The following is a 16,094-nucleotide window of genomic DNA, read 5'->3' on the forward strand; positions in this document are numbered from 1 at the left end:
GGGCGGTTCAAAGCTTCGCGCTAGCCCCCGTTGCCCAACCCGCCCAAACCGGCAAAACTCAAACCCCAAGTCGCGCTCACACTGGATAAAAGTTGGGGGCAATGTCGGAGGCTATCACAGGGCAACGAAGCTTGAAAATTGGGAAGCACATTCATTGGGGTAAATCGAAAGCTCGGCATCGCAGAACCATAATATACTCGTCGCCAACGTTGTCCCCCAGATATGCCGGATCGACACGGAAGTTAGTTCACGATCAATTCGGCATGTAGGGCGCCCGCCGCATGCACAGCTTTGAGAATATCGATCATATCGCGCGGGCGTATTCCTAGCGCATTGAGCCCGGCAACGACGTCAGATAGCGAGGATTCGCCCGATACCTCGGCAAAACCGATGCCGGGCTCTTGCGTGATCTCGGCCTGTGTACGCGGTACCACAACCGTTTCACCTGGTGCGAATGGATTGGGTTGCGACACGACGGGCATCTCTCGAACGCGAAGGGTCAGGTTGCCTTGTGACACTGCGACACGCGAGATTCGAACGTCCTCACCCATCACAATCGTTCCTGATTTATGATCGATCACCACCCGTGCTGCGGCCTCCGGTTCGACGGTGATGGTTTCGATCTGCGCCATAAGGCGGGCCGGGTTGACACGCCCTAGAACACTCGCATCGACCGTGATCGTTCCAGAGTCTATCAGTTCGGCCACGCCACGACCAAGTTTGCGGTTTATTGCGGCTTCGACCCGAGTAGCAGTTGTGAAGTCAGGATTGCGTAGCGCCAGCCGCAGATTTGTCATTTGTGAGAAGTCAAACGCTACCTCCCGCTCAACGCGCGCTCCAGACGGGATTGTACCGGTCGTGGGAACGCCTTGAACAACCGAAGCCGCCGCTCCGGAGGCTTCGGCTCCACTCGCGAGCACCGAACCCTGCGCGACCGCATAAATCTCGCCGTCGGCAGCATTCAGCGGTGTCATGACCAGCGTCCCGCCTAGCAGACTTTTTGCGTCGCCAATCGCCGCGACATTGACGTCGATCTGGGAGCCGGTGCGGGCGAAAGGAGGTAAGGCTGCTGTAACAATTACCGCAGCAACGTTTTTGGGGCGGAACGCTTCATCAGTAACGTTCACCCCAAGCCTCTCGAGCAGACCAGCCATGATTTCTTCGGTGAAAGGTGAGTTGCGTAGGCTGTCACCCGATCCGTTCAAGCCGACGACCAGACCATACCCAACAAGATCATTTCCGCGCACACCATCGACGTTTGCCAGATCCTTGATGCGCACCGGTGCAGCATTCGCCCAGCTTTGGCTAACAATTAGCAGTACTGCGATGTAAAGAAACCTCATCACAGATAGTCCGTCAATTTTAGGCGAGAGAGGCGTGCCGTGAGCTTATAGAGATTCTGGATACTGGCTTCAGTTTCCTGGAGCGCTGTCGCTGTCTCATACGGATCTGCACTGATCAAGGTTGAGCGGGCGATTGATAAAGATGTGCCCTCAGCAGCATTCTGCGTTTGCGTCTGAGCAGTGGCTGTCTCCTGCAACCCAATCATTGATCTTGCAATGGTCAAGTCAGTGTCGGCGCTTATGAGTTTCTCACCAGACGCGGTGAAGAGCTCGCGCACAGTTGCCGAGTCAAGCCCCGCCCCAAACTCGGCGACATAGGTCAATATCGCCATTCCTTTCATTGTATTTCGTAACTCTTGCGAGTTTGCAGTCAGTTTGGTGCCAACCGTGCGCTCGTTCGAAATAGAGATTTGCGCGTTACCAGAGTCGTTCCCACGATAAATCGTGTCGGTGAATCCACCACTTCCTTCTGGTGCGTCAAACCAATTTTCAATCTGGGTAACTATATCATCCGCTGTCGTCGCGCCAGAGACCGCCATGTTAAGTTCGGTAACCATATCGTCGAATGAACCCAGCGGTGCAGTGTCGGTACGGCTTCCAGAAAAGATATATCTTCCAGCGACATTAGTATTTAAGGAGATGAATATGGAACGGAAATCCTCTGAGATTTGTGAAGCCCGCATGCGTAGAATGCTGTCGGGTGACATGCTGGCCTCGGACAGTACACTGGGACCGAGACTGTTTACGGATGTTTGAACCCGCCCGAGCGCTACCTGCAAGCCCTCGAACATGGTTTTTGCTTCTGACGCGTTTTGCTGATAGGTCGCCAGAATTGTTAGCCGGGATTCAATATGAGATATACGCGAAAGATCACCGTTCAATGCCAGGGGAATATCGTTCTTTATTCCGGTCGCGACCTCTTTAGTCAGGGCGTCGAGCTTGCTCTTGAGCAGGTATTGCGATAAGCGGAGTTGATACGAGCGTGATTGATCGCCAACTGAGTTGAAACTTGTCATGTCAGCCTCAGAATTGTGTCAAGCATATCATTAGCGGTCTGGAACACCTTGGCATTTGCCGCGTAAGCGTGCTCTAGGGCGAGAAGGGTTTCCATCTCCTTGTCTGTATCGACGCCGTCGGCCAGCAAGGCAGTTTTCAGGCTTTCGTGATGTGCGTTGTTTTGCAGAGCCGTTGCCCCACTGTGGATCCTGTTGGATGCAGCACTTGAGGAAAGTTCGGACGTCAGTGAATGCAGCGTTCTGAGGCTGTTGGACAAACTTCCAGAGCTCGGTGAGCGAGAGGCTGAAAGTGCTGAGCTCAGGTTGTTGAGCAACGCACTTTCACCAGCATCGCCTGCGCCTGTCGCGTTGATGCCAGCACGAATACGCCAAAGTTGGCCACCCGATGCAGGATCGACGAGCGCCGATACCGCCAGACGATTGGCAAATCCGGGCTCATTCGTCGGGAGGAACGCGCCTTGATCGTCCGTAAACAGGCCGGGACCACCAATCGCTAATGTGGCGTCGATTGCCGGATCTGAAATCCGGTCATAAAGTTCATGCGCGTAGGCGTCGATCTGTTCCTGATACATAGGCGCCAACTCATCACGGACGGCGAAGTTTGCGCCGAGTGTCCCCCCTGAGAACATCGCTGCCTGCTGGAAGCTGGTCAGTTCCTTGCCGTTGAAGGTCAGGTTGGACAATGTGCCGGCGGCAAGACTCATGTTTGCATTTATCGGACCAGCGCTGGCGAACCCGATTTGTGCGGGAGTCGTTCCGTCAAGGAGAACGGCGCCGCCGGTCGTGAACAGGGCGATCTGTCCGTGATCCCGCGCCACTTGCTGGATCGGAACGATCTCGGCGATCCGGTCGATGACGGCCTGTCGTGAATCCATCAGCGATGCCGCATCTTTGCCTTGTGCCGTCAAACTGGCGATTTGTTTGTTCAGGGATGCGACCTGTTCAAATGCGCTGTTGAGGCGCGATACGTCATTCGCGATGCTACGCTCTGCGTCAGTGCGGGCACTTTGGACGCCGTCAGCAATGCGATTGATCTTGCCGGCGAGTGTCTGCGCAGCGTCGAGAACTGCTGTCAGTCGCACCTCACTGTCGGGGCGTGCAGCTGCACTGGCCAGGGCCGTATCGAAAGCGGTTAGCAGACTGCCTAGGGATGACGCGTCGGTCGCGGTTCCGATGGCATCTTCACGCGACGCGTGAAAGGCGGCAATCGTATCGGATGCCCCCAGCTGCGCGCGGGCCAGACGGTTGTCGGCAAGAAGGCTCGCGTTTATCATGCGGCTGACGCCGTCAATGCTGACGCCGCCGCCACGTTCATAGATGCGCGACGAGAGATCGAGTTCGCGGCGTGCGTAACCTTCGGTTTGCGCATTTGCGATATTGGTCGAGACGATCTCGGTGCCCCGCGATGCGGCGGTCAAGCCTGAAACCGCATTCGAAATGGCGGCGGATATACTCATGGCGAAGCCCCTGTTTCATGATGAGGCAACCGGTCAGACCGGTTGCCTCATGCCATCAGCGTTTGAGGTTGGCGGTCTCTTGCAGCATTTCGTCGACGGTCTGGATGACCTTGGCGTTTGACCCATAAGCGCGTTGGGTCTGGATCAGGTCGGTCAGTTCGGCGGCGACATCGGTGTTCGACGCCTCGCGGGCGTATCCGACGACCGAGCCAGTCGGTCCATCTCCGGCATCCCAGAGATAGAACGGGCCCGAGTCGGGGGAGACTTTGTAGGTCTGATTGTCCATGGCGATCAAGCCGTTCACGCTGGGCACGTCGACAAGCGGAATCTGATAGAGCGTCCGGGTGAAGCCGGTATCATACGTTGCCTGAAGGAAACCCTTTTCGTCGAACTCCAGGCCAACCAGATTGCCCACAGGCGAGCCGTTCCGCGACGCATTGGCCGGCGAGAAGGCGGCGCTGAGCTGCGTCATGCCAGTACTGTCGCCCAATCGGCCAATATCGACGCTGATCGGACCGCCAGCAGTGTTCACGCTGAGTTCGCCGGTCGCGGGGTCGTAGGCACCGCCCGTCAAGGCCGTGACGCTTGCGAGTGTTCCTCCGCCAGTCTGGCTGTCGTTGAACGCCAGCGTGTAGGAGCCGATCAGTGTCTCATCGACGGCCGTGCCGGGGTCGTCCGTGATGGCCGAGTCGCGAATCTCCATTGTCCAGGAGTTTGACCGCGTGCCGGCAGTACCGCTGACATCGGGCGTGAAGGAGATGGTCATCTTCTCGGAGTTCCCGAGATTGCCAAAATACTGCACATCCATTTCACGCGCATCGCCCACCGCGCCGCCCACCGAATCGTCGGCCGGCAAGTTGATGCCCAACGTCACGCGCGTCGTCGGATCGGCTGCGCTTTGGCTGGCGTTGATCACGATCGGCTGCAGGCCGGAAACACCGTCGCGGGGCTGGTTGGGTACGGTGCCGTCGGAGTTTGCGGGCCAGCCAAGAAGGACCAGACCTGAGCTGGTGCGCAGAATACCTTGATCGTCCGGGCTGAACGAGCCGGTGCGGGTCATCATCAGATCCTGGGCGCCGGCAGGTGAGCGGCCAACTTCCGTCACGGAGGTCACAGGCAGCATGCCGCGTCCGGAAATGGCGATATCCAGCGGATTCGAGGTCGTCACGAGGTTTCCGCGCTGCTCGATGTCGCGGCCCGTCGTTGCCCGCACACCACCTGCGGTATAGACCCCGCCGCCGCGCGACTGGTTGATCACCATGCTTTCAAACTCGGTATCGACGCGTTTGTAGCCATAGGTGCTGGAGTTTGCGATATTGTCCGAGATATTGGCGAGGCGCGTCGAGTTTGCGGCCAGTCCCGAAACACTGGCGCTGAGGGCGGAGGAGATCGACATTCTGTTATCGTCCTGTGTGAGTCGTGCTTGCGTGAATTGTGCCGGAAGGATGTTAAGATGCTCCTAACGGCGGCGGCTCTGGGTCGGTTATCTGAGTAAAATCACTTCGATTCGGTTGTTGTTCGGGTCCATCGGGTTCACCGAGCGGTTGCGGCGGTCGGCATAGGCCGTGACGCGTTGGATCCGCGTCGCCTGAAGCCCCGATTCCTCGAGCAGATTTCGGACGGTGTGGCCGCGAGCATCGGAAAGCGCCCAGACCGGCGAATGGATCAACATCTCGGGATAGGCGCGGACATGGCCGGACAGGGCTATCTCGTTCTTGACCCGCCCGAGAACGCCGGTGAGCAGCCCGGCGAGTTCGCGCATCACCGGGGTCGGCTGGGCACTGTCGGCCTGAAACAAGGGCTCATCAACCAGATCGGTCAGTTCGATCACCAATCCCTCGTCGGTCATGCGCGTGACGACATGGCGCAGCAGGTTGGTCTTTTGCATCGATTCGGCCCCGCTGCCGGTCAGCTGGTTCTGGATATGCCGGGCCATGGCGTCGAAGCCGGATTCCTGGCCGTCGCGTGCCTGCGCCGCCATCTGGTCGGTCGAGGCACCGGCGCCCTTGCCGGAATTGCTTTCGGCATCCTGGACCTCGCCCCCGAAGGGGCCATCGGCGCCGCTGCTGGTGGTATGGATCAGCGTCGGGTTGAAATATTCGGCCAGACCCTGACGCTGCTTTTCGGTGGTCGCATTCAGCAGCCACATCAGCAGGAAGAACGCCATCATTGCCGTCACGAAGTCGGCATAGGCGACCTTCCAGGCGCCGCCGTGATGGCCAGCTTCGCCGCCACCCTGCACGCGCTTGATGATGATCGGGGCATTGCCCCCGTTCCCCGCCATGAATCCGTCCTTTCCGATCCTTGAGGGAAAGGTCTAGGACAGCCCCGCTAATATCCAGTTAACGGTTCAAATACCGCGCATTTCCACAAGGACCGGTCGTGCGGCCTTTTCGGCGATCATCATCCTTGCGCCGTTGGTACCTGCCGAGGTGATGGCCGGTATGAGCGAGGTCTCGACCAGCCAGATCCCCGGAAATTCGCACAGTTTCTGGATCGGCTTGATGATTGATCCGGCATCGGCCCCCGTCCGAGCGATCCCCACCAGATGAAATATGGTCGAAGCGATGCGGCCCGCGGCGAGTGCCAGATCCTTATCGCTGCCGCGTCAGGCGCCGAGCCCGAGCTCCTGCGGGCGAAGGCGCGCCATCGGTTCTGGCACTATGATTCGGCGGGGTCACCCGGAGCGCGCGCCGCCAATATGGGGTCACTGGGGGTGAGGGGAAACTGCGACCGATCCGGGGATGGGCCAGCAGACGCCGCGCTGGCTCACCTTGAAACAGCCGACGCCCGCGTTGTCGCCGGTATTGAATTTATCGGTCGTCGGGATGAGGGCGGCCGCGGCCTTGCGGGTGAAATCGTCCAGAATGTCCCGGTGCGCTGCCCGCACCGATGATGGAATCATGAGACATGATTTCACCCCGGGGGCCTGACTGTAGGAATGGTGCAACCCCGGCACAAGCGGCTGTGGCTGGCCCCTTGCACAGCCCCCACGCAACGATATGCTGCCTTGATGCAAACCGAGGGCGACTATGATCTGACGACCGGCGCGGGGCTGATCGCCTGTCCGCGCTGCGACGCATTGCATATCGAGCGCGAGCTGGAGGCCGGTGAAACCGCGCGCTGCGTGCGCTGCAACAAGGTGCTGGCCGCGCCGCGTGCGGGGGCGTTCACGCGCATCATCGCGCTGTCCTTTACCTCGCTGGTCTTGATGGTGGGGGCGGTGTTCTTTCCGTTTCTGGAAATCTCGCGCATGGGATTCGGCAACGAGACCTCGCTTTTCGGGGTGGTCATGGCTTTTGCCGATGGTGCGCTGGTGCCGCTGACCGTTGCGCTGATGGGCAGCATCGTCGGCCTGCCGGTGCTGCGGGCGATGCTGCTGGTCTATACGCTGCTGCCCCTGTCGCGGAACCGGCCGCCCTATCGCCATGCCGTGCGCGCCTTTCGCCTGTCCGAGGCGTTGCGGCCCTGGTCCATGGCCGAGATCTTTGTCATCGGGACGGCGGTTGCGCTGGTCAAGGTCGGCGGCCTTGCCAATATCGCCTTTGGCCCTGCCTTCTGGGCCTTTTGCGCGCTGATCCTGGTCAATGCGGCCAGCGATGCCTTTACCAGCGCCGCCACGATCTGGGACGCGATCGAGGATGCCGGCCTGCCCACCGATGGCCGCGAAATGGCGGCGGGCCGCCCATGAGCGCGACCGGCGAAAACGTAACGGAAAACAACGGGCTGCTGACCGAGGGTGGCGCCGGCCATGGCGGGCCGGTGATGACCGCCCATCGCGCCGGGCTGGTAGGCTGCCGGGGGTGCGGCCGGGTCTGGCCCGAGGCCGAGACGATCTGCCAGCGCTGCGGCAATACGCTGGTCCTGCCCGACCGGCGCGGGCTTGGCGCGGTCTGGGCGTGGCTGGCGGCGGGGCTCATCTTCTATATCCCGGCCAACCTGTTTCCGATGCTGAAGACCTCGACGCTGGGCGGGCTGCATGGCAGCAGCGAAGCCACAATCCTGGGCGGCGTGGTCGAGCTGATCCATTACAACAGCTATGGCGTGGCGGCGGTGGTCTTCATCGCCTCGATCGTGGTGCCCATCTCGAAATTCATCGCCATCATCTGGCTGGCGCGGGTCGCGGGGCGGCCGGCCACGGTCAGGGATGCCCATCGCCGCCTGCATGTCTATGAGGTGGTCGAATTCATCGGCCGCTGGTCGATGATCGACGTCTTCGTTGTCGCCATTCTGTCGGCGCTGGTGCAGCTGGGCTTTGTCGCCTCGATCCATCCGGGGCCGGCGGCGGTCTCGTTTGCGCTATCGGTTGCCTTTACCATGCTTTCCGCGCAAAGCTTTGACCCCAGGTTGATCTGGCGTGGCCTTCCGCTGCGCAGCAGCAAGGAATAAGAATGACGGACCCAACTCCGCCCGACCGCAACGACGCCCCTCTGAAGCCCGCCGAGCCTGCCCGCAAGACCCCGACCCGGTCCGTGCGCGGTGGCCTGCAGCTGGTCTGGCTGGTGCCGATTCTGGCGCTGATCGTGACGCTGGGCGTGGGCTGGAACGCCATCGCCGGCCGCGGCACCGTGATCTCGGTCGCCTTCAAGGATGTGACCGGGATCATCCCGGGCGAAACCTCGCTGAAATTCCGCGAGATCACCATCGGCAAGGTGGAATCCGTCCGCTTTACCGACGATCTGCGCCAGGTGCTGGTCAATATCCGCGTGGATCAGGACCTCGTGCCCTATATCGACCGCGACGCCGAATTCTGGATCGTGCGGCCACAGGTCTCGGCCGAGGGCATCTCGCGTCTGGATACGGTGCTGACCGGCGCCTTTATCGAGGGCTATTGGGACGGCGTGGTGGATGAACCCCAGCGGCATTTCCAGGGCCTCGACAAGGCGCCTTTGACCAGCCCCGGCGCCGAGGGCACGCGAATCGTGCTGTCCACCGAACGCTCGCGCGGGATGACCGAAGGCGCGCCGGTGACCTTCCGCGGCCTTGCGGTCGGGCGGATGCAGAACCTGCGCCTGGCCGAGGATGACGAAAGCGTGCTGGCCGATGTCTTTATCGCCGCGCCCCATGACAAGCGCCTGACCACCAATACGGTGTTCTGGGATACCTCGGGCTTTTCGGTCTCGCTGGGGGCGCAGGGGGTACAGCTGAACATGAACTCGTTTGCCTCGGTGCTGCAGGGGGGGGCGGAATTCGCCACCGTCACCTCGGGCGGGGCGCCGGTTGAGGACGGCCATGTCTTTGCCCTGCAACCCGACGAGGCGGCGGCGCGGGCGAACCTGTTTTCCGACAATTCCAACGCGCTGCGCCTGACCATGCTGATCGGGGAATCGGTGCAGGGTCTCAGCACCGGGGCCGATGTGCAGTTCATGGGCCTGACCGTCGGTCGCGTGACCGATCTGGCGGCGCGCGTCGTCACCGATGCCGAGGGCAAGGAACATGTCCAGCAAGAGGTGACGCTGGCCATCACCCCCACCCGGCTTGGCCTGCCCGACGATGCAACCGAGGCCGAGGCGCTGGATTTCGTCGCCGCGCAGGTCGCATCGGGCCTGCGGGCGCGGCTGGCCAGTGCCGGCTTCTTCGGCACCTCGCTTGAGGTCGAGTTGGTCGAACTGGCCGATGCCGCCCCGGCCGAGCTGGACCGCAGCGCCAAGCCGCATCCGCTGATTCCCGCTGTTCCCGGCGATATTTCCGATTTCAGCGCGAATGCGCAGGGCTTCCTGACCCGCGTCGGCAATCTGCCGATCGAAGAGGCACTGAAATCCGCCACCGACATGATGAACAGCGTCACCGCGCTGGCCAGCAGCGAGGATACCCGCGCCATTCCGGGCGCCCTGCGCGGCACGCTGGAAAACGCCCAATCCGCCGCCGGCGAGATTCAGGCGGCCACCGCCGAGCTGCGCGAATCCGGCGCGCTGACCCAGCTGCGCGGCATGATCGACGAGGCCGCCGCTGCCGCCGAGGCGGTCAAGCTGGCCGCCGCCGACGTGCCCGCCATGGTCAATGACATCGACGCCACCGTCGCCAAGGTCGGCGAGGTCGATTTCGCCGCCATCGGCACCGAGGCCGAGGGTATCCTGCGCGACCTGCGTGCCGTCCTTGGCACCAAGGACGCCGAGGAATTGCCGCGCAACCTGTCCGACACGCTCAAGGCCGCCTCGGGGCTGCTGAACGATCTGCGTGACGGCAATGCGGTGGGCAGCCTCAATCAGGCGTTGGCCTCGGCCAGCACGGCGGCGCAGGATGTCTCGGCCTCGGTCCAGCGTCTGCCGAAGCTGGCGGCGCGGCTGGAATCGCTGGCGGCGCGGGCTGAATCGGTGATCGCCGCTTATGGCGCGCGGTCGGATTTCAACAACGAGACCGTGAACCTGATGCGCGAGATGCGGCGCGCGGCCAATTCCTTTGCCAGCCTGGCCCGCAGCATCGAACGCAATCCGCAAGCCTTTATCCTAGGACGTTAATGATGCGCATGATCCTTGTTTCCGTGGCCGCGCTGACGCTGCTGGGCGCCTGCTCGAACGGCGAAAAGACCGCCCGCTACCTGATCGACCCGCCGCTGAGCGGCGAGCGCGTGCCCGACCGGCTGGGCACGGCCGAGCTGAAGGACGTGTCCCTGCCCGAATACGCCTCGGGCGATGAGGTCAGCTGGCAGACCGGCGACGGCGCCGTGCGCTCGAACACCAAGGAGCTGTGGGCCGACAATCCGCAGCGCGCCTTTACGCAGACGCTGGCGCGGACCATCTCGGACCTGTCGGGGGCGACGGTCATCGCCGAGCCCTGGCCGCTGGCCGAGCCGCCGCGCCGCCGCCTTGAGGTGCGCGTCGAAAAGGCGCTGGCGCAGGCGGATGGGGTTTATCGGCTCAGCGGGCGCTATTTCGTCGCCGACGATGTGGCGGGCGGGGCCAATCAGGCGCGCAGCTTCGACATTTCCGTGCCGCTGGCAACGGATGCCGGTCCTGGCGCCATTGCCCGCGCGCAGTCGCAGGCCATTGCCCAGCTGGCGCGCCAGATCGCGGTTCTGGGCGGGCCGGGGCGGTCGGTGCGCACCAGTTCCCCGCCGATGCCGCGCATGGACGATATCTTTTCGCAGCCGTTGCCGCCGCTTGAGGACAGCTAAGGTTCGGCTCCGCGTCAGTTTGGCAGCTATCGGGCCGCGCGATAATCAGGCAGCCTGACCGCGCAACCGCAGGGAGCGACCATGCCTCAAGACGCATATGTCCTGACCGATCCGCCCGCGCATCTTTTGGCTGCCCCCGAGCGGCTGGACTATTTTGACCGTCAGGCGGCGTTGTTACCCCGACCGCTCACGCCCCTGCAGGCCTGGAACATGATCCGTGCCCGGCCGCAGCCGGTGCTGAAACTGGCCTTTCGCATCCGCGATGCGATCTCGGCCCGGTTCGGGGTCAAGCGCATCGGCGGCTTTGGCGAGGCCGCGGCGGCCAGCGTGCAACCGGGCGACCGGCTGGATTTCTTTCTGGTCGAACATGCCGCCCCCGATCTGCTGGTCCTGACCGAGCGCGACCGGCATCTGGACGTGATGACCTGCATCGCGACGCGGGGGGCGGAGCTGGCGGTGATCTCGTCGGTGATCACCCATAACCGGTTCGGCCGCGCCTATATGCTGGTCGTCGGTCCGGCGCATCGGCTGATCGTGCGGGTCATGCTGCGCCGCCTGCAGCGCCAGATGCAGGGCGCGGGCGGCTAGATCGCGTCGTCGGGATTGAACTGGCCAAAGCGCCCACCGGCAAAGACCAGCGGGTGATCGCCCGGCCCGGCCACGGTCACCCGCAGCACCCGCCCGATCAGCACCGAATGGTCGCCCGCCTCGTGCACGGCATGGTTCAGGCAGTCAAACCGCGCCGCCGCGCCGGGCAGGACCGGCACGCCCTCGGGGGTGATGACCGGGGTCAGTTCCTGAAACTGCCGCCCGCCCTTGGTAAAGCGCAGGCAGGTCTCCAGTTGCTCGGCGCCCAGAATATGCACCGACCATGCCTCGGCCCCGGCAAAGACGTCATGCCGGGTCGAGGCCCGCGCCGGGCACCACAGCACCAGAGGCGGCTCCAGCGAGACGCTGGAAAAGCTGTTCACCGTCATCCCCACCGGCCCCAGCGAGCCCATGGCGGTGACCACGGTGACGCCGGTGGCAAAGCGGCCAAGCGCCTCGCGCAGAAGCCGCGCCTCGGCATTGGCGGGGTGGAAGGTGATCTCGTCGGCGAGCCGGTCGCGGGTCGCGGGGGGAAGGCGGCTCATGGGCGGGCCCTGTCATTGGCGGCATAAGGCCCGTTCCGGACCGGCAAGGCAAGTCTAGCCCCGGCGCGACAAGGCATCAAGCCGCGCCCGGCGCAAGGATCACAGGCGTGGCGTCATTGCCGCGAGCATGTCGTCATGCAGCCCCTGCCGCGCCACGATCAGCCCGTCATTCAGCGCCGAGGGGGTGTTGAAGCGCAGGGGCTGGCCCGAAAGGTCGCTGGCCAGACAGCCCGCGCGCCGTGCGATCAGCGCCCCCGCCGCGATGTCCCATTCCCATGCCGGACGGACCGTCAGCGCGGCGTCAAAGCGTCCTTCGGCCACCAGACACAGCCGCCAGGCCAGTGAGGGGCGAAAACTGCGCTTGATCGGCGGCGCGACGCCCCGCCAATGCACCGGATCAAGGCCGGGCATGCCGGTCAGCACATCGGCGCCATCAAAGCCGTGATGCGATGCCAGGATCGGCGCGCCATTCAGCAGCGCCGGGCCGTGTTCCTGCGCGGCATAGGTCAGGTCCTGCGCAGGCAGATGCACCACGGCGGCGATGATCTCGTGCCCGCGCGCGATGGCCAGCGAATGCGAAAAGCCGGTCTGGCCGTCGATAAAAGCGCGGGTGCCGTCGATCGGGTCGATAATGAAGCAATGCTCAAACGCCAGCCGCGCCGGGTCGTCGGGGCTTTCCTCGCTGAGCCAGCCGTAATCGGGGCGGGCCTCGCGCAGCAGGCGTTCCAGATGCGCGTTCACGGCCAGATCGGCCTCGGTCACCGGGCCGGCGCCATCGGGTTTGTCCCAGACCTGCGGATCGCGGCGCCAGTGACGCAGCGCGATCTGGCCGGCCTCATGGGCGGCCTGTTCCAGCAAGATCAGGTCATCAGCCGCCGGCAACGGTCATTCCCTCGACCAGCAGGCTGGGGACGCGCAGGGCGCGCCAGTCGGGCAGATCATTGGCGGCGGTGATATGGCTCAGCATCTGGCGCAGGTTGCCGGCGATGGTGCATTCGTTGACGGCATAGGCGATCTCGCCGTTCTCGACCCAGAAGCCGGCGGCGCCGCGCGAATAATCCCCGGTCGTCGCGTTGATCGAGGCCCCCAGCATCGAGGTCACCACCAGCCCGCGTCCCATCTCGCGGATCATCTGATCGCGGCTGAGCGGGCCTGCTGTCAGTTCCAGGTTGGTGACCCCGGGCGAGGGCGGGCTGCCCGCGCTGCGCATGGCGCTGGCGGTCGAGGGCATGCCCAGTTTGCGCCCGGTGGCCAGATCCAGCGTCCAGCCCTGCAGGATGCCGTCGGCGACGATCAGGCGCGGTGCGGTCGCCAGCCCCTCGGCGTCAAACAGGCGCGAGCCGCCGCGACGCGGCAGATGCGGGTTCTCGTACAGGTCAAAGCCGGGGGGCAGGACGGCCTCGCCCAGGGCATTGCGCAGCCAGCTTGCGCCACGCGCGATGGCGGTGCCGCTGACGGCATTGACCAGATGGCTGATCAGCCCGCCCGAGACACGCTCGTCATAAAGGATGGGAAAGGCGCCGGTCGGCGGCTTTCTTGCGCCGCGCCGGGCGATGGTGCGTTCGCCGGCCAGGCGGCCGATTTCCTCGGGGCTGGGCATGTCGCTGGCATGCAGGCGGCTTTCGCCGGCCCAGTCCCGTTCCATCCGCAGGCCCTCGCCGGTGATGGCGACGGTGGACAGGCTGTGGCTGCTGCGCCCGTATCCGGCCGAGAACCCGTTCGAGGCCCCCAGCCAGAACCGGGTCATCGAATGGCTGGCACTGGCGGATTCGGTCTTTGAGACGCCCTCGACCGCCAGCGCTGCGGCCTCGGCGCGCAGGGCGCGGTCCTGCAGGGTTGCGGGGTCCGGCTCGGGCGAATTGTCGATCAGGTCCAGCCGGCGGCTGTCGGTATCGCGCGCCAGCTGATCCGGCTCGGCCAGCCCCAGCGTGTCGTCGACGGGCGCCTCGCGGGCCATGGCGACGGCGCGGGCGGCCATTTCCGTGATCGTGCGCTCCGAATGATCCGAGGCCGAGACGCAGGCCTGCCGCCCGCCCAGCAGCACCCGCAGGCCGATCTCGACACCCTCGGCGCGTTCGGCATGCTCCAGCCCGCCGGCCCGGACATCGACCGAGACGGCGCTGGCCGCGACGGCGACAGCATCGGCCTGATCGGCACCCGAACGGGCGGCGGCGGCCAAAAGCGCCTGCGTCAGGGCCTCAAGCTGCGGAAAATCGGGCATGGATCGGCTCTCCTCGGATGCAAGACGGGGGCCGCGACTTGAACGTCCGGCCCCCGCAGTGTCTTTGTGTCAGGGCGCGGCGGCAGCCACGCCCCGGTCCCGATTACTGGATCTGCTGGCCATTGGCAAAGATCGAGCCATCTTCCTTGAATTCCAGATCGGTCGTCAGCTTGTCCTCGCCTTCGGTCACCGGCTTGGCGAACATCGCCAGCATCATGCGCACGCCCATGATCTGATCCTCGGGGATCAGGCCCATGCTGGCCAGTTTGTCGATCAGCCCGTTCACGCCCTCATATTCGGCCTTGATCTGGCCGACCGGCGGCGCGGAGGCGATGTCGGTGCCTTCGACGGCTTTCAGCTCACCCGTGGCGGTGACCTTGGCACCCAGCATGTTCAACGCGAACTGATTGATCGTCATTTCGGTCGGCAGCAGCGGCTCGGGCGCGGCTTCCGACAGGGCATCCGGCGTGGCGGTGTCGGTGGTGCCGGCTTCGGGCACGGCCGGCGTTTCGGCGCTGTCCATATCCGTATCGGCCGGCTCGGCGCCCGGCATCACCTGCTCGGCCATGGTCGCGGGGTCGAACAGGTCGGCATTGACCTGCATCAGCCCGGTCAGGTCCAGATCCAGCGAGGCCGGATCGCGCGGCAGCACGCCCTGAGCGTCGAACAGGCCCCAGATCTCGTCGCCCAGCGTCAGCCCGCCCAGCGAATAGGCGAATTTGAACGGCTGTGCCGCATCCGCCTTCATCACCGGCAATTGCAGGTCGAAGCTGGCGCTGTCGGCGGCATATTTGATCGGGAAGGGCATGTCCGCGGTGGTCAGCTCGAAGGCCGCCTGACCGGAGTTGCCCTGATAGACAAGCCCGTCCTGCGACATGGCGAAGGTCAGGTCGAAACCCTTGGCGTCATATTTGCCGGCGGCGGTCTGCGCCTGGCCATCGACCGGCTTGGCGGCGAAATCGAACATCGCGGCGGTGGCGCCGAACTTGACGGTGCCGTCAAGGATCAGGCCGGCCTTGAGCGCCGCGTTCAGGTCCTTGGCCAGATCCGAGCCGCTGGGCAGGCTCATCTTGCCGACCATGTCCAGACCGGCCATGTCGCCGCTGAACTTGACCCGGTCGCCGCCCTCATCGGTCACGTCGCCGGTAAAGGTCAGGCTTTCCGATTTGAAATCATAGTCGTATTTCGCGGTCGTCCCGGCGACATTGTGCATCTTGCCGGTGCTGTTCTTCAGGCTGAACTTGATCGGCAGCGGCTGTTCCTTGCCGTCGCTTTTCATCGTGGTCAGGGTGATGTCCATGACCGGATAGTCAAGCTCATGCGTCATGTCCTCGGCCGCGCCCGAGGTCACCATGGCGTTGCCCGCCACGTCCACGGTGAAATTCGCGCTGAAATCCCGGGCATCGGAATCGGTGCCGCTGAAGCTGCCGGTCATCTGGTCGGCATAGACCGTGCGCACCTTGCCGTCGCCGGTTTCGGTCATGGTGATCTGCGGCACGGTCAGGGTCATCTGGCCGGTGGTGGCGGGGTCGCCATCCTCGGTGCTCACGGTCACGTCGGTGAGGGTCAGCGTGTCGCCGGCCTGCTCGCGCTTGCCTTCCTTGATCTGGTAGCCGGCCGAGCTGTAATAATCGACCCAGGACTGCCAGACCTGCTCGGAGGTCACATCGGCGAAAGCCGGGGCGGTCATCGCAGCCAGCGCGAGGGCCGAGCTTGTCAGTCGCAGGTTCATCTCATTACCTTTCCAAAACGAGAATTGCATGGGAAATGCTTGCCGGGCTTTTGGCATAGCCGGCGCGCGGGTCCAAGG

The 16,094-nt window shown here is 63.8% G+C and carries 15 protein-coding genes; 5 read left to right on the forward strand and 10 right to left on the reverse strand.

Annotated features, from left to right (window positions below):
* Window positions 1-242: 242 nt before the first annotated feature.
* The 6 genes from DFP89_RS11275 to DFP89_RS11305 all read right to left on the reverse strand — a co-directional run bounded on the left by DFP89_RS11275 (window position 243) and on the right by DFP89_RS11305 (window position 6,721).
* Window positions 243-1,343 carry a flagellar basal body P-ring protein FlgI gene (locus DFP89_RS11275; RefSeq protein WP_114349496.1) on the reverse strand — a complete coding sequence of 367 codons (1,101 nt, stop codon included), beginning with the start codon at window positions 1,341-1,343 and terminating at the stop codon, window positions 243-245.
* Window positions 1,343-2,359 carry a flagellar hook protein gene (locus DFP89_RS11280; RefSeq protein WP_114349497.1) on the reverse strand — a complete coding sequence of 339 codons (1,017 nt, stop codon included), beginning with the start codon at window positions 2,357-2,359 and terminating at the stop codon, window positions 1,343-1,345. Before DFP89_RS11280 ends, DFP89_RS11275 begins: the two co-directional genes overlap by 1 nt.
* Window positions 2,356-3,816 (reverse strand): flagellar hook-associated protein FlgK, encoded by a 1,461-nt coding sequence (flgK, locus tag DFP89_RS11285; RefSeq protein WP_114349498.1) that lies wholly within the window; start codon window positions 3,814-3,816, stop codon window positions 2,356-2,358. Before flgK ends, DFP89_RS11280 begins: the two co-directional genes overlap by 4 nt.
* A 55-nt stretch (window positions 3,817-3,871) precedes the next feature.
* Window positions 3,872-5,212, reverse strand: a complete 1,341-nt coding sequence (locus tag DFP89_RS11290) for a flagellar hook protein FlgE (RefSeq protein WP_114349499.1) — start codon at window positions 5,210-5,212, stop codon at window positions 3,872-3,874.
* An 87-nt stretch (window positions 5,213-5,299) separates the two neighbouring features.
* Entirely contained in the window at window positions 5,300-6,100 is an 801-nt protein-coding gene (locus DFP89_RS11295) for a flagellar motor protein MotB (RefSeq protein ID WP_114349500.1), read from the reverse strand.
* 423 nt (window positions 6,101-6,523) lie between these two features.
* Window positions 6,524-6,721, reverse strand: a complete 198-nt coding sequence (locus DFP89_RS11305) for a hypothetical protein (RefSeq protein WP_147273307.1) — start codon at window positions 6,719-6,721, stop codon at window positions 6,524-6,526.
* Between the two features lie 108 nt (window positions 6,722-6,829).
* On the opposite strand from DFP89_RS11305, the gene DFP89_RS11310 reads away from it, so the two are divergent.
* The 5 genes from DFP89_RS11310 to DFP89_RS11330 all read left to right on the forward strand — a co-directional run bounded on the left by DFP89_RS11310 (window position 6,830) and on the right by DFP89_RS11330 (window position 11,518).
* On the forward strand, window positions 6,830-7,507 hold the full coding sequence (locus tag DFP89_RS11310) for a paraquat-inducible protein A (RefSeq protein WP_114349503.1): 678 nt from the start codon (window positions 6,830-6,832) through the stop codon (window positions 7,505-7,507).
* A 74-nt stretch (window positions 7,508-7,581) separates the two neighbouring features.
* Entirely contained in the window at window positions 7,582-8,205 is a 624-nt protein-coding gene (locus DFP89_RS11315; protein WP_114349601.1) for a paraquat-inducible protein A, read from the forward strand.
* 2 nt (window positions 8,206-8,207) lie between these two features.
* Window positions 8,208-10,274 carry a PqiB family protein gene (locus DFP89_RS11320; RefSeq protein WP_114349504.1) on the forward strand — a complete coding sequence of 689 codons (2,067 nt, stop codon included), beginning with the start codon at window positions 8,208-8,210 and terminating at the stop codon, window positions 10,272-10,274.
* Window positions 10,275-10,282: 8 nt separating this feature from the next.
* Window positions 10,283-10,930 carry a PqiC family protein gene (locus DFP89_RS11325; RefSeq protein ID WP_245948672.1) on the forward strand — a complete coding sequence of 216 codons (648 nt, stop codon included), beginning with the start codon at window positions 10,283-10,285 and terminating at the stop codon, window positions 10,928-10,930.
* Between the two features lie 81 nt (window positions 10,931-11,011).
* Window positions 11,012-11,518: a DUF2867 domain-containing protein gene (locus DFP89_RS11330; RefSeq protein WP_114349505.1), complete on the forward strand. Its 507-nt coding sequence runs from the start codon at window positions 11,012-11,014 to the stop codon at window positions 11,516-11,518.
* Here DFP89_RS11330 and ferA read toward each other — a convergent pair.
* The 4 genes from ferA to DFP89_RS11350 form a co-directional block, all read right to left on the reverse strand.
* Window positions 11,515-12,063 (reverse strand): flavin reductase FerA, encoded by a 549-nt coding sequence (ferA, locus tag DFP89_RS11335; protein ID WP_114349506.1) that lies wholly within the window; start codon window positions 12,061-12,063, stop codon window positions 11,515-11,517. The two genes, DFP89_RS11330 and ferA, sit on opposite strands and share 4 nt — an antisense overlap.
* Window positions 12,064-12,162: 99 nt before the next feature.
* Window positions 12,163-12,945: a 3'(2'),5'-bisphosphate nucleotidase CysQ gene (locus DFP89_RS11340; RefSeq protein ID WP_114349507.1), complete on the reverse strand. Its 783-nt coding sequence runs from the start codon at window positions 12,943-12,945 to the stop codon at window positions 12,163-12,165.
* Window positions 12,932-14,284 (reverse strand): TldD/PmbA family protein, encoded by a 1,353-nt coding sequence (locus DFP89_RS11345; protein ID WP_114349508.1) that lies wholly within the window; start codon window positions 14,282-14,284, stop codon window positions 12,932-12,934. The genes DFP89_RS11340 and DFP89_RS11345 overlap by 14 nt, the downstream gene beginning before the upstream one ends.
* A gap of 103 nt (window positions 14,285-14,387) precedes the next feature.
* Window positions 14,388-16,016, reverse strand: a complete 1,629-nt coding sequence (locus DFP89_RS11350; RefSeq protein WP_114349509.1) for a DUF2125 domain-containing protein — start codon at window positions 16,014-16,016, stop codon at window positions 14,388-14,390.
* Window positions 16,017-16,094: the final 78 nt, after the last annotated feature.

The sequence above is a fragment of the Paracoccus lutimaris genome (assembly GCF_003337565.1).
Taxonomy (GTDB): Bacteria; Pseudomonadota; Alphaproteobacteria; order Rhodobacterales; family Rhodobacteraceae; genus Paracoccus; species Paracoccus lutimaris.

What these genes read in the sequence shown, in the direction of transcription:
- DFP89_RS11315 (WP_114349601.1), top strand. Translation starts at nt 7,582, where the DNA reads ATGACCGCCCATCGCGCCGGGCTGGTAGGCTGCCGGGGGTGCGGCCGG.
- DFP89_RS11295 (WP_114349500.1), bottom strand. Translation starts at nt 6,100, where the DNA reads ATGGCGGGGAACGGGGGCAATGCCCCGATCATCATCAAGCGCGTGCAG.
- DFP89_RS11350 (WP_114349509.1), bottom strand. Translation starts at nt 16,016, where the DNA reads ATGAACCTGCGACTGACAAGCTCGGCCCTCGCGCTGGCTGCGATGACC.
- DFP89_RS11330 (WP_114349505.1), top strand. Translation starts at nt 11,012, where the DNA reads ATGCCTCAAGACGCATATGTCCTGACCGATCCGCCCGCGCATCTTTTG.
- DFP89_RS11320 (WP_114349504.1), top strand. Translation starts at nt 8,208, where the DNA reads ATGACGGACCCAACTCCGCCCGACCGCAACGACGCCCCTCTGAAGCCC.
- DFP89_RS11280 (WP_114349497.1), bottom strand. Translation starts at nt 2,359, where the DNA reads ATGACAAGTTTCAACTCAGTTGGCGATCAATCACGCTCGTATCAACTC.
- DFP89_RS11345 (WP_114349508.1), bottom strand. Translation starts at nt 14,284, where the DNA reads ATGCCCGATTTTCCGCAGCTTGAGGCCCTGACGCAGGCGCTTTTGGCC.
- ferA (WP_114349506.1), bottom strand. Translation starts at nt 12,063, where the DNA reads ATGAGCCGCCTTCCCCCCGCGACCCGCGACCGGCTCGCCGACGAGATC.
- DFP89_RS11275 (WP_114349496.1), bottom strand. Translation starts at nt 1,343, where the DNA reads ATGAGGTTTCTTTACATCGCAGTACTGCTAATTGTTAGCCAAAGCTGG.
- DFP89_RS11325 (WP_245948672.1), top strand. Translation starts at nt 10,283, where the DNA reads ATGATCCTTGTTTCCGTGGCCGCGCTGACGCTGCTGGGCGCCTGCTCG.
- DFP89_RS11290 (WP_114349499.1), bottom strand. Translation starts at nt 5,212, where the DNA reads ATGTCGATCTCCTCCGCCCTCAGCGCCAGTGTTTCGGGACTGGCCGCA.
- DFP89_RS11305 (WP_147273307.1), bottom strand. Translation starts at nt 6,721, where the DNA reads ATGATTCCATCATCGGTGCGGGCAGCGCACCGGGACATTCTGGACGAT.
- flgK (WP_114349498.1), bottom strand. Translation starts at nt 3,816, where the DNA reads ATGAGTATATCCGCCGCCATTTCGAATGCGGTTTCAGGCTTGACCGCC.
- DFP89_RS11310 (WP_114349503.1), top strand. Translation starts at nt 6,830, where the DNA reads ATGCAAACCGAGGGCGACTATGATCTGACGACCGGCGCGGGGCTGATC.